Source organism: Pseudomonas sp. GW821-FHT09D08 (assembly GCF_059416305.1).
Window position 1 is genome coordinate 176,325 of sequence record NZ_JBWKOX010000006.1, and the last position, 24,072, is coordinate 200,396.

General features: G+C 62.4%; 19 protein-coding genes and 2 pseudogenes. 9 read left to right on the forward strand and 12 right to left on the reverse strand.

What is annotated here, in order from left to right; translation table 11 throughout:
- The first annotated feature begins 14 nt into the window (after positions 1-14).
- From AC07OP_RS13770 to AC07OP_RS13805, 8 genes are read left to right on the forward strand one after another with little or no spacing between them, the layout of a single operon-like run.
- Complete coding sequence (locus AC07OP_RS13770) at positions 15-1,262, forward strand: NAD(P)/FAD-dependent oxidoreductase (protein ID WP_141156547.1); 1,248 nt, start codon at positions 15-17, stop codon at positions 1,260-1,262.
- Positions 1,259-1,993, forward strand: a complete 735-nt coding sequence (locus tag AC07OP_RS13775) for a class I SAM-dependent methyltransferase (RefSeq protein WP_495101370.1) — start codon at positions 1,259-1,261, stop codon at positions 1,991-1,993. The genes AC07OP_RS13770 and AC07OP_RS13775 overlap by 4 nt, the downstream gene beginning before the upstream one ends.
- Positions 1,990-2,472 carry a hypothetical protein gene (locus AC07OP_RS13780; protein WP_495101371.1) on the forward strand — a complete coding sequence of 161 codons (483 nt, stop codon included), beginning with the start codon at positions 1,990-1,992 and terminating at the stop codon, positions 2,470-2,472. The genes AC07OP_RS13775 and AC07OP_RS13780 overlap by 4 nt, the downstream gene beginning before the upstream one ends.
- Positions 2,469-3,635: a beta-ketoacyl-[acyl-carrier-protein] synthase family protein gene (locus AC07OP_RS13785; RefSeq protein WP_495101372.1), complete on the forward strand. Its 1,167-nt coding sequence runs from the start codon at positions 2,469-2,471 to the stop codon at positions 3,633-3,635. Before AC07OP_RS13780 ends, AC07OP_RS13785 begins: the two co-directional genes overlap by 4 nt.
- Entirely contained in the window at positions 3,632-4,093 is a 462-nt protein-coding gene (locus AC07OP_RS13790; RefSeq protein WP_027604991.1) for a hotdog family protein, read from the forward strand. Before AC07OP_RS13785 ends, AC07OP_RS13790 begins: the two co-directional genes overlap by 4 nt.
- Entirely contained in the window at positions 4,090-4,818 is a 729-nt protein-coding gene (gene fabG / locus AC07OP_RS13795) for a 3-oxoacyl-ACP reductase FabG (protein WP_253493007.1), read from the forward strand. Before AC07OP_RS13790 ends, fabG begins: the two co-directional genes overlap by 4 nt.
- Positions 4,818-6,044, forward strand: a complete 1,227-nt coding sequence (locus tag AC07OP_RS13800; protein WP_027604993.1) for a beta-ketoacyl-ACP synthase — start codon at positions 4,818-4,820, stop codon at positions 6,042-6,044. The genes fabG and AC07OP_RS13800 overlap by 1 nt, the downstream gene beginning before the upstream one ends.
- A gap of 26 nt (positions 6,045-6,070) precedes the next feature.
- The gene (locus tag AC07OP_RS13805; protein WP_115486460.1) at positions 6,071-6,517 is read left to right on the forward strand and encodes a hypothetical protein; all 447 of its coding nucleotides are present in this window, start codon (positions 6,071-6,073) and stop codon (positions 6,515-6,517) included.
- A gap of 46 nt (positions 6,518-6,563) precedes the next feature.
- Here the strand turns inward: AC07OP_RS13805 and AC07OP_RS13810 are convergent, their stop codons facing one another.
- A complete protein-coding gene (locus AC07OP_RS13810; RefSeq protein ID WP_115486461.1) occupies positions 6,564-7,457 on the reverse strand; it encodes a LysR family transcriptional regulator in 894 nt (297 codons plus the stop codon).
- A 172-nt stretch (positions 7,458-7,629) separates the two neighbouring features.
- Here AC07OP_RS13810 and AC07OP_RS13815 point away from each other — a divergent pair, with 172 nt between their 5' ends.
- Complete coding sequence (locus AC07OP_RS13815) at positions 7,630-8,850, forward strand: MFS transporter (protein ID WP_495101410.1); 1,221 nt, start codon at positions 7,630-7,632, stop codon at positions 8,848-8,850.
- Positions 8,851-8,876: 26 nt separating this feature from the next.
- Here the strand turns inward: AC07OP_RS13815 and AC07OP_RS13820 are convergent.
- From AC07OP_RS13820 to pilM, 11 genes and pseudogenes are all read right to left on the reverse strand, one after another.
- Positions 8,877-9,371 (reverse strand): annotated as a pseudogene (locus AC07OP_RS13820) (cytochrome b/b6 domain-containing protein); the annotation flags it as partial.
- A 195-nt stretch (positions 9,372-9,566) separates the two neighbouring features.
- Positions 9,567-10,634: a uroporphyrinogen decarboxylase gene (gene hemE / locus AC07OP_RS13825; RefSeq protein ID WP_027604999.1), complete on the reverse strand. Its 1,068-nt coding sequence runs from the start codon at positions 10,632-10,634 to the stop codon at positions 9,567-9,569.
- Positions 10,635-10,876: 242 nt separating this feature from the next.
- Positions 10,877-12,295, reverse strand: a complete 1,419-nt coding sequence (locus AC07OP_RS13830) for an FAD-dependent oxidoreductase (RefSeq protein WP_027605000.1) — start codon at positions 12,293-12,295, stop codon at positions 10,877-10,879.
- A gap of 32 nt (positions 12,296-12,327) precedes the next feature.
- The gene (gltB, locus tag AC07OP_RS13835) at positions 12,328-16,773 is read right to left on the reverse strand and encodes a glutamate synthase large subunit (protein ID WP_495101373.1); all 4,446 of its coding nucleotides are present in this window, start codon (positions 16,771-16,773) and stop codon (positions 12,328-12,330) included.
- Positions 16,774-17,124: 351 nt separating this feature from the next.
- Positions 17,125-18,669: an SPOR domain-containing protein gene (locus tag AC07OP_RS13840; protein WP_115486467.1), complete on the reverse strand. Its 1,545-nt coding sequence runs from the start codon at positions 18,667-18,669 to the stop codon at positions 17,125-17,127.
- 10 nt (positions 18,670-18,679) lie between these two features.
- On the reverse strand, positions 18,680-19,780 hold the full coding sequence (aroB, locus tag AC07OP_RS13845) for a 3-dehydroquinate synthase (protein WP_495101374.1): 1,101 nt from the start codon (positions 19,778-19,780) through the stop codon (positions 18,680-18,682).
- A gap of 125 nt (positions 19,781-19,905) precedes the next feature.
- Positions 19,906-20,424: a shikimate kinase AroK gene (gene aroK / locus AC07OP_RS13850; RefSeq protein ID WP_003171222.1), complete on the reverse strand. Its 519-nt coding sequence runs from the start codon at positions 20,422-20,424 to the stop codon at positions 19,906-19,908.
- A 4-nt stretch (positions 20,425-20,428) separates the two neighbouring features.
- Positions 20,429-21,694: pseudogene (locus AC07OP_RS13855) on the reverse strand (type IV pilus secretin PilQ); the annotation flags it as partial.
- 129 nt (positions 21,695-21,823) lie between these two features.
- Positions 21,824-22,795 carry a pilus assembly protein PilP gene (locus AC07OP_RS13860; RefSeq protein ID WP_495101375.1) on the reverse strand — a complete coding sequence of 324 codons (972 nt, stop codon included), beginning with the start codon at positions 22,793-22,795 and terminating at the stop codon, positions 21,824-21,826.
- A complete protein-coding gene (locus AC07OP_RS13865) occupies positions 22,792-23,343 on the reverse strand; it encodes a PilN domain-containing protein (RefSeq protein WP_092489395.1) in 552 nt (183 codons plus the stop codon). The genes AC07OP_RS13860 and AC07OP_RS13865 overlap by 4 nt, the downstream gene beginning before the upstream one ends.
- The gene (gene pilM / locus AC07OP_RS13870) at positions 23,340-23,996 is read right to left on the reverse strand and encodes a type IV pilus biogenesis protein PilM (RefSeq protein WP_495101376.1); all 657 of its coding nucleotides are present in this window, start codon (positions 23,994-23,996) and stop codon (positions 23,340-23,342) included. Before pilM ends, AC07OP_RS13865 begins: the two co-directional genes overlap by 4 nt.
- Positions 23,997-24,072 lie beyond the last annotated feature (76 nt).

The following is a 24,072-nucleotide window of genomic DNA, read 5'->3' on the forward strand; positions in this document are numbered from 1 at the left end:
GGCAAGGAGCCCTCGTGCCCATAGTTGAAATGGAACGTCGCCAGGTCGTGGTGATTGGTGCCGGGCCATCCGGCGCGATTGCCGCCGCACTGCTTAAACGCAAAGGGCATGATGTATTGATCATCGAGCGCCAGCATTTTCCGCGCTTCTCGATCGGCGAAAGCCTGCTGTCGCACTGCATCGACTTCATCGAAGAGGCCGGCATGCTCGACGCCGTGCAGGCGGCGGGATTCCAGGTAAAAACCGGTGCCGCGTTTGCCTGGGGCGAGCGTTACAGCGCGTTCGATTTCGGTGACACCTTCAGCAACGGCAAGCCCACTACCTTCCAGGTGCAGCGCGGCGAGTTCGACAAGTTGCTGGCCGATCAGGCCGCCCAGCAAGGCGTCGACATCCGCTACGGCGAAACCATCGTCGGCGTGGATTTCTCCGGTGAGTGCCGCTACCTGCATGTGCGCCGCGAGAACGGCAGCGAGTACCACATCAAGGCCAAGTTCGTGCTTGATGCCAGCGGCTACGGCCGCGTGCTGCCGCGCCTGCTCGACCTGGAGGCGCCGTCGAATTTCCCGCTGCGCCAGGCGGTGTTCACCCACGTTGAAGACCGCATCGAACACCCAGGCTTCGATCGCACCAAGATCCTGGTCACCACGCACCCTACGAAACGCGATATCTGGTTCTGGACCATCCCGTTCAGCAACGGTCGTTGCTCGGTCGGCGTGGTCGCGGCCAAGGAGCATTTCGACGGCCGCGACAGCGACCTCGACGCTTGCCTGCGGGGTTTTATCGATGAAACCCCAAGCCTGTCCGGTGTACTGCGCCACGCTGTGTGGGATACCCCCGCGCGCACCATCGGCGGCTACTCGGCCAACGTCAAAACCCTGCACGGCCCCGGCTTTGCGCTGCTGGGCAATGCGGCGGAATTCCTCGACCCGGTGTTCTCCTCCGGCGTGACCATCGCCATGCGCTCGGCGAGCATGGCCGCCGGCGTGCTGCACCGTCAGCTCAAAGGCGAGACCGTGGACTGGCAAACCGAGTTTGCCGAGCCGCTCAAGCGCGGTGTCGACACCTTCCGCTGCTACGTCGAAGGCTGGTATGCAGGCACCTTCCAGGATGTGATCTTCCACCCCGGCAGCTCACCGGACATTCGGCGGATGATCAGTTCGATCCTCGCAGGTTACGCGTGGGACGAACGCAACCCGTTTGTCAGCGAGCCCAAGCGGCGCTTGCGGATGTTGTCGGAAATTTGCGCGAGTGAACCGGTATGACGTCTCAATACCTGAGTAAAAACTACGTCGAAGAAACCCGCTTCGGCTTCTGGTTCCTGCGCAGCCATACCTGGCAGCACCATGTATTGCGCGTGGCAATCAACGACCTGCGCGGCCTGTTCACCGACCCGTTGCCCCAGGCGCCGGTGCTGCTGGACGCCGGTTGCGGCCAGGGCAAGTCATTCCAGTACTTGCAGCAGGTGTTTGCCCCCGCGCGCCTGATCGGCCTGGATGCCGACCCCCACAGCCTGGAACTGAGCAAGGCCGAAGCCGCGCGCCAGGGCCTGGCCATCGAATTGATCGGCAGCGACTGCGCCACCCTCGATGTGCCGGACGCCAGCGTCGACATCCTGTTCTGCCACCAGACCTTCCATCACCTGGTTGAACAGCATCGCGCACTCAAGGAGTTCTACCGGGTGCTCAAGCCGGGCGGTTACTTGCTGTTTGCCGAATCCACCGAAGCCTATATCGACACCTGGGTCATTCGCTGGCTGTTCCGCCATCCCATGCATGTGCAGAAAAGCGCCGAAGAGTACCTGCAGATGCTCCGCGAGCAGGGCTTTGAGTTCGGCCCGCAGAACGTTTCGTACCCCTACCTGTGGTGGAGCCGTTCCCGCGACTTCGGCCTGCTGGAGCGCTGGGGCCTGCGTACCCCGCCGCCGGTGGGCCAGCGTGAGGAAACCCTGGTCAACTGCGTGGCGCGCAAACCCCTGGCGAGCGCCACACCATGATGCGCAGCCTGTTGATCGGTTGCCTGTTGCTGCTGAGCGCCTGCGCCAGCCAGGCGCCGCTGCCTGAAAAAAACCCGGCCCTGGCCTTGCCGCTACAGCTGCATGTGCAGCGCCTGGCGGACGGCCAGAGCCAGGACTGGCTGCTGGTGATCCAACGCGAAGGCGGCGCAATCCGCTGGTCGATGATGGACCCCCTGGGCATTCCCCAGGCCCGGCAAAAACTGATCGATGGCCAGTGGCAGGCCGACGGTCTGTTGCCGCCCAATCCCCAGGCGCGCGAGCTGTTTGCCGCACTGTTGTTTGCCTTGGCCTCGGCCGATGACGTACGCGCGCTCTACCCCGGCGCCCAGGCGATGGACCTCACGCGGACCCTGCCGGGCCATTGGCAGATCGTCTACCAATCGTCAGAAGTCTTCAGTGTGAACATGAGCGACCAGCCCTTGAGCTACCGCATCACGCCACTCGGTGCCGCCCGATGAGCGCCTACCTCAATGCCCTCGGCGTGATTTGCGCCCTTGGCCGTGGCCAGGCCGCCGTCAGTCGCAGCCTGTTTGCCGGCGACTGCTCGGGGATGCGTGCCGAAAGCGGCTGGGTGCCGGAGCGCACGCTGCCGGTAGGCAGTGTGCACGGCGAGCTGGTGACCATCCCGGTGGAACTCGGCCAGCAAAGCAGCCGCAATAACCAACTGCTGCTGGAGGCGGCGCTGCAGATCGAGGGCGAGATTCGCCAGGCGATCCACCGCTATGGCGCCTCGCGGGTCGGGGTCGTGCTCGGCACCAGCACCTCGGGCATCGACGAAGCCAGCCGTGGAATCGCCCAGTACCTGCGCGATCAGCACTTCCCCAGCGACTACGACTACCAGCAACAGGAACTCAGCGCCCCGGCGAATTTTCTCGCCGACTGGCTGCAACTGAGCGGCCCGGCCTATGTGATTTCCACCGCCTGCACATCCAGCGCCCGGGCCTTGATGAGCGCACAACGCCTGCTCGACCTGGGAGTGTGCGACGCGGTGCTCTGCGGCGGCGTCGACAGCCTGTGCAAGCTGACCCTCAATGGGTTCGGCGCGTTGGAAGCCGTGTCCAATGAACGCTGCAACCCGTTTTCGGTGAACCGCAACGGCATCAATATCGGCGAAGCGGCGGTGCTGTTCCTGATGACTAAAACGCCTGCGGCGATCGCCCTGCTCGGCAGCGGGGCGAGTTGCGATGCGCACCATATCTCCGCGCCGGAACCCACCGGCAAAGGCGCGTTGCAGGCGATGCGCAAGGCCCTGGCCAGCGCGAACGTGCAGCCCGGGCAGATCGGCTACCTGAACCTGCACGGCACCGCCACCCAACACAACGACGCCATGGAAAGCCTGGCCGTCGCCAGCCTGTTCCCCGACGGCGTGGCCTGCTCGTCGACCAAACCCATGAGCGGCCACACCCTGGGCGCGGCCGGCGCGCTGGAAGCCGCGTTCTGCTGGCTGAGCCTGGCCCATGGCCGGGTGCCGCCCCATGTGTGGGACGGCCAGGCCGACCCCGCGCTGCCCGCCCTGCAATGGGCGCAGGCGGGGGACACCTTGGAAAAACGCTGCCTGATGAGCAACTCGTTTGCCTTCGGCGGCAACAATGTCAGCCTGATAATCGGAGAGGCCCCATGACCGATTGGCCACTCGCCGAACTGCTGCCCCACGCGGGCGACATGATCCTGATCGACCAGGTGCTGTCGTTCGATGAAGAGCAGATTCACACCCGCCTCACCGTCAAGCCCGGCGGCCTGTTCAACCGCCCTGACGGCAGCCTGCCGGCCTGGGTCGGCGTCGAGTTGATGGCGCAGAGCGTCGCCGCCTACGCCGGCTGCCGCGCCCGTCAAAAGGGTGAAGCGGTGGAACTGGGCTTCCTGCTCGGCACACGCAAGTTCGAGTGCAACGTGGAACACTTCCCGGCCGGCGCCGAGTTGAACATCCACGGCCTGCGTTCCCTGGAAGACGACAACGGCATGGGTGTGTTCGAATGCCACCTCACCGGTAGCGGTATCCAGGCCAGTGCGCGCTTGAACGTATTTCGACCGCCCCAGGCGGCCAACTATTTAGATGAATCGAAGGACGAAACGCCATGACTGAACCCGTACTGGTCACCGGCTCCAGCCGTGGCATCGGCCGCGCCATTGCCCTGCGCCTGGCCCAGGCCGGGCATGACATCGTGCTGCATTGCCGCAGCGGTCGGGCCGAAGCCTGCGCGGTACAGGTCGAGATCGAGGCCCTGGGCCGCCAGGCGCGGGTGCTGCAATTCGATGTGGCGGACCGCGCCGCGTGCAAGCAGATCCTTGAAGCCGATGTTGAGCAACACGGTGCTTATTACGGCGTGGTGCTCAACGCCGGCCTGACCCGCGACGGCGCCTTCCCGGCCCTGTCGGAAGACGATTGGGACGTGGTGATGCGCACCAACCTGGATGGTTTCTACAACGTGCTGCACCCGGTGATGATGCCGATGATTCGTCGTCGCGCAGCCGGGCGTATCGTGTGCATCACCTCGGTCTCCGGGTTGATCGGCAACCGTGGCCAGGTCAACTACAGTGCCTCCAAGGCCGGCCTGATCGGTGCGGCCAAGGCCCTCGCCATCGAACTGGGCAAGCGCAAGATCACCGTCAACTGCGTCGCCCCCGGCCTGATCGACACCGCCATGCTGGATGAAAACGTACCGGTGGAAGAACTGATGAAGATGATCCCGGCACAACGCATGGGCACCCCGGAAGAAGTCGCCGGTGCAGTGAATTTCCTCATGTCGGCCGAAGCCGGCTATATCACGCGCCAGGTCCTGGCCGTGAATGGAGGCCTGTGCTGATGAAACGCGTCGTCGTCACCGGCATGGCCGGCGTGACCTCCCTGGGCAGCGACTGGGACACCATCGCCGCCAACTTCCGCGCCAACCGCAGCGGCATCCGACGCATGGACGAGTGGGAGCGTTTTACCGAATTGAACACGCGCCTGGCCGGGCCGGTCGATGATTTCGTCGTGCCCGCCCATTGGACGCGCAAGCAGCTGCGCAGCATGGGCCGCGTCTCGCGCCTGGCGGTGTGGGCCGCGGAGCAGGCGTTGCAGGACGCGGGCTTGCTCGGTGACGAGTCGATCAAGGACGGGCGCATGGGCGTGGCCTGTGGCTCGTCCACCGGCAGTACCGATGAGATCAAGGCCTTCGGCAATATGCTGCTGAACTCGGTGGCCGAGGGGCTCAATGCCAACTCCTATGTGCGGATGATGCCCCACACCACGGCGGCGAATATCAGCATCTTCTTTGGCCTCACCGGGCGGCTGATCCCCACGTCCAGCGCGTGCACCAGCGGCAGCCAGGGCATCGGCTATGCCTATGAAGCGATCAAGTTCGGCCGCCTGCCATTGATGCTCGCCGGCGGCGCCGAGGAGCTGTGCCCCACCGAAGCCATGGTGTTCGACGCGCTGTATGCCACCAGCCTGAAGAACGACGCGCCGCAGACCAGCCCACGCCCCTACGACAGCGGCCGCGATGGCCTGGTGATCGGCGAAGGCGGCGGCATGCTGGTGCTCGAAGAGCTGGAACACGCACTGGCGCGGGGCGCGCATATCCATGCCGAGATCGTCGGCTTCGGCAGCAATGCCGACGGCCAGCACACCACGCGCCCGGAACAGAAAACCATGCGCCGCGCCATGGAGCTGGCCCTGGAAGATGCGGGCCTGGAGCCGGCCGCCATCGGCTACGTCAACGGCCACGGCACCGCCACCGACCAGGGCGATATCGCCGAAACCCAGGCCACCAGCAGCCTGTTCGGCAGCCGCATGCCCATCAGCTCGCAGAAAAGCTTCCTCGGCCACACCTTGGGCGCCTGCGGTGCACTGGAATCGTGGTTCAGCATCGAGATGATGAACCGCGACCAATACGTGCACACCTTCAACCTGGACTCCGTCGACCCGCAATGCGGCGAGCTGGATTACCTGCAGGGTGAATTCCGCGAGATGCACCACGACTACGTGATGAACAACAACTTTGCCTTTGGCGGCGTCAATACGTCGCTGATCTTCCGCCGCTGGTCCTGACTTTTTAATCGATTGGAGAATACGGAATGTCTTCCTTGCTACGCGCTACGCTGATCACCCTGGCCCTGCTGACCACCGCCGGCTGTACCAGCAAACCGATCCTCAACACCCAGCACGACCTGCCAGCCGACGCCCAGCTCAGTGAAGAGAAAATGAAAACGGTGATCGTCAACGCCCTGCAAAAACGCGAATGGACGGTGCAACGCCTGAGCCCGCAACTGGTGCAGGCCGAGATCACCGTGCGCAATCAGTACTACGCGGCCATCGACATCCGCTACACCCGCAACAGCTACGCCATCACCTACCGCGACAGCCGCCAACTGGGCTACAAGGACGGCAAGATCCATCGCAACTACAACCGTTGGGTGAACAACCTGGACAGCGACATCATGGCGGGATTGCGCAGCAATGGCGTGAGTGGTGAGGCAGGGTCGGCGGCGCAGTTGTTCGAGCAGACGGGAACGTCGAAGTAAAACCAAAGCCAGGCACAACCGCTGTGGCGAGCCCGTTCACAGTGAGTTATTGCACCGCCTTGCGCGTCAATAACTCCACAAACGCCTTCGCCATCGGCGTTTGTGCGCCTTTGCGCTGCACCAGCCATACCGCCGTCACCGCCTCCTGATCCAACAAGGTGCGATACACCACGCCATCGATCCGTATCCGTTGGTATGACGCCGGCAACACCGACACCCCCAACCCCGCCGCCACCAAACCGATAATGGTCATCGCCTCCCCCGCTTCCTGGGCGAAGTGCGGGCTGAAGCCGGCATCGCGGGCCAGGTTCAGCAGTTGGGCATACAGGCCACTGCCGTAAGTGCGCGGAAAAAACACAAACGGCTCCTGCGCCAGTTGCGCCAAGTGCAGGCCGCTCTCACTGCCCTCCACCAACGGATGACCGGCATTCAACACAGCGACCAGCGGTTCACGCATCAGCTCGATGACGGTCAATGAATCCGGCAGCGGCAGCGGACGCATCAGCCCAACCTGGATCGACTCATCCACCAGCGATTCGGCCACTTCGGTGCTGCTCATTTCCTGCAGGTTCAGGTGCACCGCCGGGAAGGCTTGGCGAAACGCGAAGATCGCCTGCGGAATCGTGGAGTTGAACGGCGCCGACGAGGTGAAGCCGATCTTCAGCTCGCCCAGCTCCCCCAACTGCGCGCGACGGGCCACATCCGCCGCCTTGTCGACCTGGGCCAGTACCAGTCGCGCCTCGTGCAGGAACAGGCGTCCGGCCTCGCTCAGTTCGACCCGACGATTGGTCCGCTCGAATAACCGAGCCCCCACCTCCTGCTCCAGCGCCTGGATCTGCTGGCTCAACGGCGGTTGCGAGATGCCCAGCACCTGCGCGGCGCGGCCGAAGTGCAGTTCTTCGGCAACGGCAATGAAGTACCGCAGGTGACGTAGTTCCATGCCAGCCTCATTAGGTCGTAAAAGCTATCAAACGGGTCGAACAATATATTGGAAAGAATCATTAGCCAGCTATATTCTTTTTTGCATTGCCAGTCCTGGCAGGCTTTTCCTCCCCGAGGTCTCCGTGAAATCTGCTGTCGCTCCATTCGCCCAAGAAGTCCCGCCCACCGCCCTGGATGAGGTGGTGGCGCAGCTCAATGACGCGTACATCGAAAAAGGCACGCCGATGTTCATGCGCACGGTGCTGGCGCTGTTCTCCGGCGGCTTCGCCACGTTCGCCCTGCTGTATTGCGTACAGCCGATGATGCCGGCGCTGTCCCACGAGTTTTCGATCAATGCGGCGCAGAGCAGTCTGATCCTCTCAGTGGCCACGGCGATGCTGGCGCTGGGTTTGCTGATTACCGGGCCGATTTCCGACACCCTGGGCCGCAAGCCGGTGATGGTCGCCGCGTTGTTTTGCGCCGCGCTGGCGACCATCGCCAGCGGCCTGATGCCGTCCTGGGAAGGGATTCTGCTGATGCGTGCGCTGGTAGGCCTGTCCTTGAGCGGACTGGCTGCCGTGGCGATGACGTACCTGAGCGAAGAAATCCACCCCCAGCACATCGGCCTGGCCATGGGCCTGTACATCGGCGGCAACGCCATCGGGGGCATGAGCGGACGCCTGATCATCGGTGTACTGATCGACTTCGTCAGCTGGCACACCGCAATGCTGATCATCGGCGCCCTGGCGCTGATTGCCGCCACGGTGTTCTGGAAGATCCTCCCCGAATCGCGCAACTTCCGCGCCAGCAGCCTCAAGCCGCGCAGCCTGGTGGATGGCTTCGTCATGCATTTCAAGGATGCCGGCCTGCCGTGGCTGTTCCTTGAAGCCTTCCTGCTGATGGGCGCATTCGTGACGATGTTCAACTACATCGGCTATCGCCTGCTGGCCGCCCCCTATGACCTGAGCCAGGCCGTGGTGGGCCTGCTGTCGCTGGTATACCTCTCGGGCATCTACAGCTCGGCAAAAATCGGCTCCCTGGCCGACCGCCTCGGCCGTCGCCGCGTGCTCTGGGCCACCATCGTGCTGATGCTCGCCGGCATGGCCCTGACCCTGTTCACCCCACTGTGGCTGGTGGTGCCGGGCATGTTGATCTTCACCTTCGGCTTCTTTGGCGCCCACTCGGTGGCCAGCAGCTGGATCGGGCGCCGCGCGGTGAAAGCCAAGGGGCAGGCGTCGTCGCTGTATCTGTTTTGCTATTACGTAGGCTCAAGCATCGCCGGGACAGCGGGCGGATTCTTCTGGCACTTCGGCGGATGGAACGGCATCGGCGCGTTTATCGTGGCGCTGTTGATGGGTGCGTTGCTGGTGGCGTTAAAGTTGGCGAAGTTGCCGCCGCTGACCGCCCCTTGAACAACCGGCGCCTTGAACAACATCCGCGCCATCACCCGCTTGCCCCGGCGCTCATGCATGACTACGGCGCCGATATGCAGGACCAGCATCAGCAGCAACCCCACACACGAGAGCACATGCACACGGGTATACAGGGCGATGCGGACCGGGTCGTGGTCGAGGGGGGCGATGGAGAGCAGGTTAAAGATATTGATCGGGCGATCCATCATCAGCACGCCGGTCGCCAACACCACGGCGAGCACCAGGTACATGGCCTTGTGAACCAGCAACGCCAGGTATTCCTGCGGTGTTCGCTTGACGGAAAAGTCCATGCCGTGGGCAAAGGAACAATAGACCCGCAAGACAAACACCGGAATATAGACAGTGGTCAGCGACACATTGAAGAACGCCACCCACGCCTTGACCGAGGCGGGCACGCTGAATACAGCCACGAAAAAACCCGACAATAACGCCCACACAATAATGACAGCCGAAACCCAATGCAGCAGTTTCTGGCTCGTTGAATACGCTGAAGTGTTCATCCTGAGATCACCTGACAATGAACGCCATGCACTGGCGAGAGGAAGAGTCGGGTAGGATTTTTACCGAGGCAAGTTACCGGAGGCTGTAGGAGAAATCCCAAAGCATCCACATTACCAAGGCAGGACTTAACGAACGCTGAAACGCAGCGAATCCCCCTTCGCCAGGCAAAGGGGGATCCGATTCAGGCGGGAGTATTACGGGTGGTATTGCGCTGACAGCTCGTGCACGGCCTGCAGGAAGGCACCCGCATGGTCCGGGTTCACTTCCGGAGTGATGCCATGGCCGAGGTTGAACACGTGGCCACTGCCTGTACCGTAGCTGGCCAGGATGCGGCCGACTTCGGTGCGGATCGCTTCCGGCTTGGCGTACAGCACGGTCGGGTCCATGTTGCCTTGCAGCGCGACCTTGCCACCGACACGACGACGGGCTTCGCCGATATCGCAGGTCCAATCCAGGCCCAGTGCATCCGCGCCAGCGTCGGCGATGCTTTCAAGCCACAGGCCACCGCCCTTGGTGAACAGGATGACCGGCACTTTACGGCCTTCGTGTTCACGGATCAGGCCGCTGACGATCTTGCGCATGTAGGCCAGGGAGAATTCCTGGTACGCCGCCGCCGACAGGTTGCCACCCCAGGTATCGAAAATCTGTACCGCTTGGGCTCCGGCCATGATCTGGCCGTTGAGGTAGGAAGTGACCGACTGGGCCAGCTTGTCCAGCAGCAGGTGCATGGCTTGCGGGTTGTCGTAGAGCATGGCCTTGGTCTTGCGGAAGTCTTTCGACGAGCCGCCTTCGACCATATAGGTGGCCAGGGTCCATGGGCTGCCGGAGAAGCCGATCAGCGGCACGCGGCCGTTCAGCTCGCGGCGGATGGTGCTGACGGCGTCCATCACGTAGCCGAGGTCTTTGTGCGGATCGGGGATCGGCAGGGCTTCGATATCGGCCAGGGTGCTGATGACTTTCTTGAAACGCGGGCCTTCGCCGGTCTCGAAGTACAGGCCTTGGCCCATGGCGTCGGGGATGGTGAGGATGTCGGAGAAGAGGATGGCCGCATCCAGTTGCGGGTAGCGATCCAGTGGCTGCAGCGTGACTTCGCAGGCGAACTCCGGGTTCATGCACAGGCTCATGAAGTCGCCAGCGTGGGCGCGACTGGCGCGGTATTCCGGCAGGTAGCGACCGGCCTGGCGCATCATCCACACAGGGGTGACGTCCACGGGTTGCTTGAGCAGGGCACGAAGGAAACGGTCGTTCTTGAGGGCAGTCATGTCGGCATCCGCAAAAAAAGTGCGGGCATTTTCTCAGAGCGCGACGCAAAAGGCACGGCAAGAGCGGTGCCTTTTGTCTATCGGGTCAATTTGTCGCGGTAGCTAGCTGTGGTGAGGGGGCTTGCCCCCCGTCGGGTTCACCGCAGATCAAAGGGGCTGCTTCGCAGCCCGGCGCGGGACAAGCCCGCTCACCACAGCAAGCCCCTCCCACATTTTGATCCCCTTTCAGCCTGGGATCAGGGTCAGACTTGCAGGTAGTCCAGGATCCCTTCGGCGGCATTGCGGCCTTCGAAGATCGCCGTCACCACCAGGTCAGAGCCGCGCACCATGTCGCCACCGGCGAAGATTTTCGGGTTGCTGGTCTGGTGCTTGTACTGGCCTTGTTCCGGGGCGACAACGCGGCCCTGGCTGTCGGTCTGGATCTCGAACTGCTCGAACCACGGCGCCGGGCTTGGGCGGAAACCGAAGGCGATGACCACGGCGTCGGCCGGGATGATCTCTTCGGAGCCCGGGATCGGCTCGGGGCTGCGGCGGCCACGGGCGTCCGGTTCGCCGAGACGGGTCTCGACCACCTTCACGCCTTCGACGCGGTCTTCACCGACGATGGCGATCGGCTGGCGGTTGTAGAGGAATTTCACGCCTTCTTCCTTGGCGTTCTTCACCTCTTTGCGCGAGCCGGGCATGTTGGCTTCGTCACGACGATACGCACAGGTCACCGACTTGGCGCCCTGGCGGATCGAGGTACGGTTGCAGTCCATCGCGGTGTCGCCGCCGCCGAGGACCACGACCTTCTTTCCCTTCATGTCGACGAAATCTTCCGGCGACTTTTCAAAGCCCAGGTTGCGGTTGACGTTGGCGATCAGGAAGTCCAACGCGTCGTAAACGCCCGGCAGGTCCTCACCGGCAAAGCCGCCCTTCATGTAGGTGTAGGTGCCCATGCCCATGAACACGGCATCGTATTCGGCGAGCAGCTGCTCCATGGTCACGTCTTTGCCGATCTCCGTGTTCAGGCGGAACTCGATGCCCATGCCGGTGAAGACTTCGCGGCGATTGCTCAACACGGTCTTTTCCAGCTTGAACTCGGGGATGCCGAAGGTCAGCAGGCCGCCGATTTCCGGGTTCTTGTCGAACACCACCGGGGTCACGCCGCCGCGCACCAGCACGTCGGCACAGCCCAGGCCCGCCGGGCCCGCACCGATGATCGCGACACGCTTGCCGGTCGGCTTGACCTTGGACATGTCCGGACGCCAGCCCATGGCGAACGCGGTATCTGTGATGTACTTCTCCACCGAACCGATGGTCACCGCGCCGAAACCGTCGTTCAGGGTGCAGGCACCCTCGCACAGACGGTCCTGCGGGCACACCCGGCCGCAGACTTCCGGCAGGGTGTTGGTCTGGTGGGACAGCTCGGCGGCGGCGAGGATGTTGCCCTCGGCCACCAGCTTGAGCCAGTTGGGAATGAAGTTGTGCACCGGGCACTTCCATTCACAATACGGGTTACCGCAACCCAGGCAGCGGTGGGCCTGATCGGCCGAATGCTGGGGTTTGAAGGGCTCGTAGATTTCCACGAACTCTTTCTTGCGTTGACGCAACAGTTTCTTCTTCGGATCTTTGCGCCCGACATCGATGAACTGGAAGTCGTTATTCAGACGTTCAGCCATGTTAAAACCTCATCAAACTCTTCAGGCGCATATCACTGCGGGTTGGCACGGATGCTGGAAAGCAACGATTTCAGGTTGGCAGCCTTGGGCTTGACCAGCCAGAAACGACGCAGGTAATCATCGAGGTTTTCAGCGAGGTTACGCCCCCATTCGCTGCCGGTCTCCTCGACGTACTCGTCCAGCACGTGCTGCAAGTGGTTCCGGTAGGATTCCATGGCTTCGCCGCTGATCCGCTGGATCTCGACCAACTCGTGGTTGACCTTGTCGACGAAGGTGTTGTCCTGGTCGAGCACGTAGGCGAAACCGCCGGTCATGCCCGAACCGAAGTTGTAACCGGTCTTGCCCAGTACCGCGACAAAGCCCCCGGTCATGTACTCGCAGCAGTGATCCCCAGTGCCTTCCACCACGGTGTGGGCACCGGAGTTACGCACGGCGAAACGCTCACCGGCCGTACCGGCGGCGAACAGCTTGCCACCGGTGGCACCGTACAGGCAGGTGTTGCCGATGATGGCACTGTCCTGGGTCTTGTAGACGCTGCCTTTGGGCGGAACGATGACCAGCTTGCCGCCGGTCATGCCCTTGCCTACGTAGTCGTTGGCGTCGCCTTCCAGGTACATGTGCAGGCCGCCGGCGTTCCACACGCCGAAGCTCTGGCCCGCAGTGCCCTTGAAGCGGAACGTGATGGGCGCCTTGGCCATGCCCTGGTTGCCGTGCTTGCGCGCGATTTCGCCGGAGATGCGTGCGCCGATGGAACGGTCGCAGTTGCAGATATCCAGGGCGAATTCGCCACCAATGGCGTCGTTGATCGAGGAACCGGCCATCTCGACCATTTTCTCGGCCAGCAGGCCTTTGTCGAACGGCGGGTTGCGATCCACCTGGCAGAATTGTGGCTTGTCTGCAGGGATGTGATCGCTGCCCAACAACGGCGTCAGGTCCAGGTGCTGTTGCTTGGCGGTCTGGCCTTCGAGGATGTCCAGCAGATCGGTGCGACCGATCAGCTCTTCCAGCGAACGCACGCCCAGCTTGGCCAGCCACTCACGGGTTTCTTCGGCGACGTAGGTGAAGAAATTCACCACCATGTCGACGGTGCCGATGTAGTGATCCTTGCGCAGCTTCTCGTTCTGAGTGGCGACGCCGGTGGCGCAGTTGTTCAGGTGGCAGATGCGCAGGTATTTGCAGCCCAGGGCGATCATCGGCGCGGTGCCGAAGCCGAAGCTCTCGGCGCCGAGGATCGCGGCCTTGATCACGTCGAGGCCGGTTTTCAGGCCACCGTCGGTCTGCACCCGCACTTTGCCGCGCAGGTCGTTGCCGCGCAGGGTCTGGTGGGTTTCCGCCAGGCCCAGTTCCCACGGTGCGCCGGCGTACTTGATCGAGGTCAGCGGCGATGCGCCGGTGCCGCCGTCGTAGCCGGAGATGGTGATCAGGTCGGCATAGGCCTTGGCCACGCCGGCGGCGATGGTACCGACGCCCGCTTCTGCGACCAGTTTCACCGAGACCAGGGCCTGCGGATTGACTTGTTTCAGGTCGAAAATCAGCTGCGACAAATCTTCAATCGAGTAGATGTCGTGGTGCGGCGGGGGCGAAATCAGGGTCACGCCCGGTACCGCATAACGCAGCTTGGCGATCAGGCCATTGACCTTGCCGCCCGGCAGCTGGCCGCCCTCACCGGGCTTGGCGCCCTGGGCCACCTTGATCTGCAGCACTTCGGCGTTGACCAGGTATTCCGGGGTCACACCGAAACGGCCAGTGGCAACCTGCTTGATTTTCGAACTCTTGATCGTGCCGTAGCGCGCCGGGTCTTCACCGCCTTCACCGGAGTTGGAACGCGCGCCCAGGCGGTTCATGGCTTCGGCCAGGGCTTCGTGGGCCTCAGGCGACAAGGCGCCGAGGGAAATACCGGCAGAGTCGAAGCGCTTGAGGATCGATTCCAGCGGTTCGATTTCGCTGATAGCCAGCGGCGTATCCAGGGTCTTCACCTTGAACAGGTCGCGGATCATCGACACCGGGCGGTTATCCACCAGCGCGGTATATTCCTTGAACTTCGCGTAGTCGCCCTGCTGCACGGCGGCTTGCAGGGTGCTCACCACGTCCGGGTTGTAGGCGTGGTATTCGCCACCGTGCACGAACTTGAGCAGGCCACCTTGCTGGATCGGCTTGCGCGCGCTCCAGGCTTCGGCGGCCAGGGCTTTCTGTTCGGCTTCGATGTCGACGAACCGCGCGCCCTTGATACGGCTCGGCACACCACGGAAGCTCAGCTCGCAAACTTCTTCCGACAGGCCGATGGCTTCGAACAGCTGCGCGCCACGGTAGGAGGTGACGGTGGAGATGCCCATCTTCGACAGGATCTTCAGCAGGCCCTTGGTGATGCCCTTGCGGTAGTTCTTGAACACCTCGTAGAGGTCGCCCAGGACTTCACCGGTACGGATCAGGTCACCCAGCACTTCATAAGCGAGGAACGGGTACACCGCCGAGGCGCCGAAGCCGATCAATACCGCAAAGTGGTGCGGGTCGCGGGCGGTGGCGGTTTCCACGAGGATGTTGGAGTCGCAGCGCAGGCCTTTTTCGGTCAGGCGGTGGTGCACCGCGCCGGTGGCCAGGGACGCGTGGATCGGCAACTTGCCTGGAGCGATATGACGGTCGGTCAGCACGATCTGGGTACGCCCGGCGCGCACGGCTTCTTCGGCCTGGTCGGCGACGTTGCGCACAGCGGCTTCAAGGCCGAGGCTCTCGTCGTAGTTCAGGTCGATGATCTGGCGGTCGAAACCCGGGCGCTCCAGGGTCATCAGCGAACGCCACTTGGCCGGGGAAACGACCGGCGAGCTGAGGATCACGCGGGAGGCGTGCTCAGGCGATTCCTGGAAGATGTTGCGCTCGGCACCGAGGCAGACTTCCAGGGACATCACGATGGCTTCGCGCAGCGGGTCGATCGGTGGGTTGGTCACCTGGGCGAACTGCTGGCGGAAATAGTCGTACGGCGTGCGCACGCGCTGGGACAGGACGGCCATCGGCGTGTCATCGCCCATGGAGCCGACCGCCTCGTAGCCTTGCTCGCCGAGCGGGCGCAGCACCTGGTCGCGCTCTTCGAACGTGACCTGGTACATCTTCATGTACTGCTTGAGCTGGTCGATGTCGTAGAACGCCGAACCGTGGTCGTTGTCTTCCATGGTCGCCTGGATGCGCAGGGCGTTCTTGCGCAGCCATTGCTTGTACGGGTGACGGGACTTCAAGCGATTGTCGATGGCATCGGTGTCGAGGATCTGGCCGGTTTCGGTGTCCACGGCGAGGATCTGCCCAGGGCCTACACGGCCTTTGGCGATCACGTCTTCCGGCTTGTAGTCCCACACGCCGATTTCCGAGGCCAGGGTGATGAAACCGTTAGTGGTCGTGACCCAGCGGGCCGGGCGCAGACCGTTACGGTCGAGCAGGCACACCGCGTAGCGACCGTCGGTCATGACCACGCCGGCCGGGCCGTCCCACGGTTCCATGTGCATCGAGTTGTACTCGTAGAATGCACGCAGATCCGGGTCCATGGTCTCGACGTTCTGCCACGCAGGCGGAATGATCATGCGCACGCCACGGAACAGGTCGATGCCGCCGGTGACCATCAGTTCGAGCATGTTGTCCATGCTGGAGGAGTCGGAGCCCACGCGGTTGACCAGCGGGCCGAGCTCTTCCAGGTCCATCAAATCGTTGGCGAACTTGGTGCGACGGGCCACGGCCCAGTTGCGGTTGCCGGTGATGGTGTTGATCTCGCCGTTGTGGGCGAGGAAGCGGAATGGCTGGGCCAGCGGCCATTTCGGCAGGGTGTTGGTGGAGAAGCGCTGGTGGAACACGCAAATGGCGGTTTGCAGGCGCTCATCGCTCAGGTCTGGATAGAAGGCGGTCAAGTCCGCCGGCATCATCAGGCCTTTATAAATGATGGTCTTGTGGGAAAAGCTGCAGATGTAGTGGTCGGCATCGGCGGCGTTGGCCACGGACGAGCGACGACGGGAGGTGAACAGCTTGATCGCCATGTCCTGGTCGCTCAGGCTGTCGCCTGCGATGAACACTTGCTCGATCTGCGGCAGGCGCTCCAGGGCCAGGCGGCCGAGCACGCTGGTGTCGATCGGCACTTTGCGCCAGCCCACCAGCTGCAGGCCGGCAGCGACGATCTCGCGGTTCATGTTCTCGCGAGCGGCTTCGGCTTTGACCGGGTCCTGGTTGAAAAACACCATGCCCACGGCGTACTGCTTGGGCAGGTCGACCGCGAAATGCTCTTTGGCGACCGCGCGCAGGAATTGGTCGGGCTTTTGAATCAGCAAGCCGCAACCGTCACCGGTCTTGCCGTCGGCGTTGATCCCACCGCGGTGGGTCATGCAGGTCAGGGCCTCGATGGCCGTTTGCAAAAGGGTATGACTGGGCTCGCCCTGCATATGGGCTATCAGGCCGAAACCGCAGTTATCCTTGAATTCATCGGGTTGGTACAGACCTGCTTTCATAGACACTTTCTCACCAGGCTGCCTCTTATATCGAGGCAAATTTCTTTTCAATTCAACCGGTTACCTTCCACGCCGAACGTACGCCGGCTTAGCGGGGGCAAAAGGGAGGTCATTGTACACACCGACACGAACGCTCACAAATTTAGCGACGAAATGTCGCAAATCTATGTCGCATTTATGAAAGGTTTAAAGCGATATGCTGTGCTAGTCAAAACTTTTTTAATTCTGACCGCTACGACTCAAAAGCTACTGTAACGCAGACACCACAAAGCGCGCGGCCTGGAGGGGCTGCACGCCTTGCGATCTTTTTTGAGGTGCCGGGAGGGCGGCCTGGGTAAGGCCGCCGGATCTTCAGCGAGTTGCTGCCAGTTCTTGTTGAACGCTGGCGACAGTGCGAGGCCAAGGTTTACCAGCCTGAACCTTCGCTGGCAAGGCTTTGATGGCGGAATCAGCTGCGGCACGGCTTGGGAAGCTGCCGTAGGTGATCACGTAGAGAGGCTTGCCGTTGAGCACTTTCTTGAAATAACGGTATTCGCCGCCCTGCTCTTTCACGAACGCCTGGGCGTTGGCTTCGGAGCTGGTGCCGAGGATCTGCACGACAAAGTTGCCGGTGGGCTGGCTGCTGTACCAGCTGCTGCCGGCCTTGGCGACGGTGGCTGCCGGCTTTTCGGCCGGTTTGGCGACTGGCGCCGGAGCCGGCTTCGCCACTGGCGCCGCAGGCTTGGCTGTGGCAACGGTCGGCGCCGGGGTCGGCTTGGCGGCTGGCGCCACAGGTGTCGCTGGCGTACCTGCGGGAACGCCCGCAGGTGGTGCAGTAGTGGTCACGGTCGGCGGTGTGGCGCTGGAGCCTTCCACCGGCACGCCGTCGTCGCCTTCGGAGATACCACCGGCTTCTTCGGCGAGCGGGCCACGCATCACCGGCTGGCCCACCATCGGCAGGTTGGTCGGCTGACCGGAATTGGCGAACTCGACATTCGGCGTGGGCTTGCCCAGTGGCAACTGCGCCTGTTCGGTTGGCGCACCGGCGGTAGTCGGTGCCTTGCTGCGACCCGGAATCAACCAGGCGGCGGCAACAGCAACCACGACAACGGCGGAAATTGCCAATACGTGCTTCTTAGGCATAGTGAACCCCATCTTTGGACGCTTGACCGCAGAGCGGCTGGCAATCATGGCTTCGATCATGGCATCGCGGGCGACCTGGTTGATGGTGCCAGGCCAGCCGTCGGAGCTTTCGTGAATATCAGAGATCTGCGCAGCGGAGAAAAGTTCGATGCCCTGCCCTGCGCCTTCGAGGCGCTGAGCCAGGTATTCCCGGGTTTCGTCCTCTTCGTACGGTTGCAGTTCGATAACGTGGAACAGCTCCTGATCACCGCTGATCTGCTCCAGATCGGCGATCAACGACGATTCACCGAACAGGAACACATGGGGGCGACCTTCCGGCGTGCCCGCCGCCAGCGCCAGCAGCGCTTCCAGGGCGGATTCGTCGAGCTGCTCGGCGTCATCCACCAGCAGGTAGACTTCCTGGCCGGTCAGACCCAGTTGCACCACCTGCTTGAGAATCGCATTCGGCTCGGCAGTGGCGACATCCAGCGCCTGGGCTACCTGACGCAGCACGCCCGCCGCATCACCGGCACCACGGGCCGACACCACCACGCTCTGTACGGACTGTTTGTTGGTACTGGCCACCAGGGCCTGGCGCAGCAAGGTCTTGCCGCTGCCCAACGGGCCCGTGACAACCAGCAGCAGCTGGCTGTAGCGCGCGAGATGGTGCAGTTGCCCCAGCACCGGCTTGCGCTGGGCCGGGAAAAATTTGAAACCAGGCACCCGTGGAGCAAAAGGGTCGTGGCTTAACTGGTAATGGCCGAGGAACGCCTCGTCGGCATGCAAACTAGTCATCGGGATCTTATTAACCTTTCAGCTGAGCCAGGGCGCGGTAATCCGCTCCCAGCGTGGCCTGTAAAATCTCTTTCGGATAATCGTCGGTCACTACCGCTTCGCCCATATGGCGCAACAGCACCAATCGCAGGCGACCGTCGATCACTTTCTTGTCTATTGCCATATGTTCGAGGAAGTCCGCCTCGGTCATCTCTTCCGGCGGGATAACCGGCAAACCGGCACGCTGGAACAGGCGAATACCGCGATCACGCTCCTGGGCGCTGATCCAGCCCAGACGTTGCGACATCTCCAATGCCATCACTGTGCCAGCCGCTACAGCCTCTCCATGCAACCACACACCATAGCCCATGCGGGTTTCGATCGCATGGCCGAAGGTGTGGCCCAGGTTCAAGGTGGCCCGCACACCGGACTCCCGTTCGTCTGCGTTCACCACCAACGCCTTGGCGGCGCAGGAGCGGGAAATCGCCTCGGTGAGCGCCACCTGGTCGAGTGCGCGCAGGGCGTCCACATGTTCTTCCAGCCAGGCCAGGAAGGGTTCGTCGCAGATCAACCCGTACTTGATGACCTCCGCCAGGCCCGCCGACAGCTCCCGCGGTGGCAAGGTGTTGAGGGTCGCGGTGTCGATCAGCACGGCCTGGGGCTGGTAGAACGCGCCGACCATGTTTTTGCCCAGGGGGTGATTGATGCCGGTCTTGCCGCCCACCGACGAATCGACCTGGGACAACAGGGTGGTCGGCACCTGGATAAAGTCCACGCCGCGCTGGTAGCAGGCCGCCGCAAAGCCGGCCATGTCGCCGATCACACCGCCGCCCAGGGCAATCACGGTGGTTCGGCGGTCATGGCGTGCGGTCAGCAGGCCATCAAAGATCAGTTGCAGGGTTTCCCAGTTCTTGTGGGCTTCGCCATCGGGCAAAATCACGGAGATCACTGAGTACGCCGCCAGGCTGCGGCTCAGACGCTCAAGATACAGCGGCGCGACCGTTTCATTGGAGATGATCGCCACTTGCCGCCCGGCAATGTGCGGGGCCAGCAATTCGGGCTGGTCCAGCAGACCTTCGCCAATATGGATCGGGTAGCTGCGCTCGCCTAGATCGACCTTAAGTGTCTGCATGTGTCCCCGCGTTGAAGATGTATTGACGACCGGTAACGTCGAGATCTGACGTTGCCTGATGGCTCTACGCCACACCCCGCAGGGTGATAGCGCGCCGCCGAGAATAGCGCATTTCGGGCCTGGCTTTAACGGGGTGGCAGCCGTTGCAGGCGCTCAAGAATGTCGAGAACCACCATCCGAGGCGGCCGCTCATCGGTTTCCACCACCAGATCGGCGATTTCCCGATACAGCGGATCGCGCAGCGCAAGCAGGTCGCGCAAGGTTTTTTCCGGGTTCGCCGTGCGCAGCAAAGGACGATTGCGATCACGGGCGGTACGCCCCACCTGCTGCTCGACCGACGCATGGAGATAGACCACCCGACCACCGGCATGCAGCGCCCGCCGATTTTCATCGCGCATCACCGCGCCGCCGCCGGTGGCCAATACCACGCCATCGCAGCCGCACAGCTCGGCAATCATCGCCTGCTCGCGGTCGCGAAAGCCCAGCTCGCCTTCCTTATCGAAGATCCATGGGATATTGGCACCCGTGCGCAATTCAATTTCCTTGTCGGAATCTTTGAATGGCAGGCGCAGCTCTTTGGCCAGCAATCGGCCGATGGTGCTTTTTCCAGCCCCCATCGGTCCTACAAGAATCAAATTTCGCACAGAATCAACGACTCACAGCAATCGCCTGGTTATTCATAATACGCGGAGTCAGGAATACCAGCAGCTCGGATTTTTTCTCCGCCAGCACATCGCGCCGGAAAAGGCGGCCAAGATACGGCACATCGCCCAAAAATGGCACTTTATCTACCACTTTGCTTTGGGTATTGGAGAAAACCCCGCCGATGACGATGGTTTCGCCATCCTTGACCAGCACCTTGGCATTCACCTCGTTTTTCTTGATCGGCGGTACGTCGTTGAGTTTGTTGAGATAGTCGGGCTCATCCTTGGTGACCTTGACCACCATGATCACATGGTCATCGGGGGTGATCTGCGGCGTGACCTCCAACGACAGGGACGCCTCCTTGAACGACACCGAGGTAGCACCCTGGGAGGTGGATTCCTGATAGGGAATTTCGGTGCCCTTCAGAATGCGCGCGGTTTCCTTGTCGGAAGTGACCACCTTGGGCTGCGAGACGATTTCGCCATTGCCGGTTTTCTCCATGGCGGTCAGTTCCAGGTCCAGCAGGAGGTTATCGGTGATAAAGGCGATGCCCAGGCCCGATGTACCCGTGAGTGAACCCAAGTCGACAAATGGCGAGCTGGGCACGTTTTCCGGCGCCTGGGCACCGTCCGGCAAAGGCTTCTGGATCCCCCCGGCCGCCCAATTCCCGCGAGTGAGCCGCCCACCCCAGCGTGCGCCCAGGCTTTTGTCGTAGTCGACATTGGCCTCGACAATCCGCGCTTCGATCATCACCTGGCGCACCGGCACATCCAGTTGCGCCACGATCCGCCGCAACTCTTCCAGGCGCTCGCCGGTCTGGTAGGCAATGATGTTATTGGTGCGGTCATCCACTGCCACTGAGCCACGTTCATCGGTCGTGCCTTCAAAGCCGCTCACCGACTGAAACAGCTTGGCCAGGTCTGCCGCCTTGGCATGGTTGACTTGCAGTAGCTCACGGCGCAGCGGCGCCAGGTCAGCCATCTGCTTGCGCGACTCCAGCGCCAGCAGTTCCCGTGCAGCCAACTCCTCGGCCGGCGCCACCAGCAGGACACCAGCCTTTATCCGTTTATCCAAGCCTTTGGTTTGCAGCACCAGGTCCAGCGCCTGATCCCAGGGCACGTCTTTGAGCCGCAGGGTGATAGAGCCCTGTACGTCATCGCCGACCACCAGATTGAGGCCCGCCACGTCGGCGATTTGCTGCAAGGCAGCGCGCAGACCGATGTCCTGGAAGTTGAGGTTCAGCTTGTCACCGCTATAGGCGCCCGAATCCGCGCTGCCGGGAGGCGGTAGCTGGATCAGGTCCACACGATTGGGCACAGCAGCAGCCATCGGTGCCGTGAACGCTATCCATAGCGCCACACCGAAGGACGAGAAAGTCCTTTTCATTGTTTGATTCCGTTATGAGTTGACGTTTAGCACGAGGGTTCGCGGGCGCTCCAACCATCCCCCCTGTTCATCGGGAAATAACTCGACCAGTTCGATATGGCCGTCATGAATCGCTGTAACTCGACCATGGTCCGGCCCCAGATAGTCGCCGACTGCCAGGCGATGCACGGTCGAGGCCTGGCGCAGCAAGGCGAAGGTCTGTGCCCCACGGGACAACGTGCCGACCATCTCGAACTGATCCACTGGGTGGCCTTCCAAGGCTTCCCGCGGGCGAGCGAGGTCCGGCGCAGCGGCCGTCCGCCCTGGCGCGCGGTCGACTTGCAGGGCAATGGGCTGGAACGGGTCACGAATACCAGAAGCACCGTATACAAAGGGTGGCCCTTGCATGACAGCCGCGTCCCGCTTGATGCCTTTTCGCTCATGCCAATAAGTCTTGGCCAGCAGATCAAGGTGCAGCAGTTTGCCATCACGTCGCATGGCGATGTCGTGCGCCGTGGCGATTCGCGAAAGGCCGCCCAGGGCACTCACAAAGGTCGCCAGGTCGTGATAGGTACCGGTGGCGCCGATGCGAACGGGCTGTTCGTGATAGAACGGCCTAGACAGCTTATCCAGCGGAGTGACGCTCTCAATCACCAAACCGTTGGCCAGCGCCATCCTGGCGATGTCCTCAAGAAAGCCGGGCATTTCGGACTCTTCGGGCATTTGCTGCAAAAGCCCGCTGACCTTTTCCTGCATAAGCTGGACCTGGCGAGCCCGCTCTTCAAGGTCCGCAGCCAGGACGGCTTTTTCCGCAAGTTGCTGCTGCAAGCTCACTTCCTGCACCTGGACCTCGCGCAAGCGCTCCCGCGACGGGCTGAGGCACACAAAGTCGCCCACCAACAGCACCACGCCGGCCAGCGCACAGCCCAGCAAGATCCTGCCAGGTAAGGGCCATTTGGCAGCATTGTGAGTCAGCGCGGAAAATTCGAGCCTGGGCCGGCTCATGGCTGGGCCTCGGAAGATTCTCCCTGGCGCACCATCAACTGGAATTCAGTGTTGCCGCGAGCGCCTTCGGTTCGTACATGCTGCAGGCGAGTGGCGTGGGCGCCTTCGGATGCCTCCAGGCGGCGCATCAGTTGGGCAATATCCTGGCTGGACTCAGCACTGCCGCTGATACTCACCGTATCGCCTTTCGCCACGACCTCATGCAAATGCACACCGTCGGGCACCGCACGGGCCAACTGATCCAGCAGCTGTGCACCGGCGGAGCGATTATCGTGCAGGTCCTGCACGACTTTCATGCGCTCCGCCAGTTGCTGGCTTTGCACCTGGAGGTCGTCAATGGTCTGGATGCGCGAGTCCAGGACGCCGACGTCCTTGCGCACATGATCGTTTCGCGTCACCTGCCGGTCGATCGCCTGGTCGATCACCTGGTCCGCCAGCCACACCGTCGCGAGCGCGACACAGGCAAACGCCACCAGCAGTATCAGGAAATATTTACGCCTGCGCTCCGCCAGCGCCTGGCGCCAAGGCAAAAGATTGATTCGTGTCATCCAGCGAAACTCCTCAGGGCCAACCCGCAAGCGACTCCCATCCCAGGGGCATCCACGATCCACTGTGCACCATCGACTCGATGACCCGGCGTGAAGCTGGCGAAATCCTGACGGCAAGCGCGCGCCAATGCAAACCCTTCGACATCCACCACCCTGGGCACCAGCCCCGCCAGGGCCAACACGGCTTCACGAACCTCGACGTGCTCCTTCAAACACGCCGCCAGCAACACCTCGACCCGCGCGGGATCCTGCGTCGACGGCCCCTGGACCTGAAAGTCCAGCGCCACCTCGTCCAGCGGGTAGGGAATGTATTGCTCTGCCTCCACCTGGATCCTCCGGGCCATTTCGTCGTCGCCAAGCCCCGCCTGCATTTCAATGACCCGTGTAATGACCGAAGGACCGGAAACGGCGACCGCCGCCTGCCTGGCCGACGTGCGCAGCCGGGACAGCGCCGTGTACAGCACATGGCCTATGCCTTCCAGGTCCAGCCAGACGCCGTCGACCACCGCCTGGGCCGGCAGCGCCTGTGTGGCGTAGCCCTGCACGGTGTAACGGTTGGCTGAACAGTTCAGCTCTACCAGCCTGATCCCTGCCTCATTGATGTCGACGCCAAGGACGGTGTCGACTTTGCGCCTGAAAAATCCCTTTCCCATAAAACTCCCCAAAGCTTTGCCTGTCTTAACGCCTGATTGCCGCCGGAAGCCCTGCATTCGGTCGACTTGTTGAGCC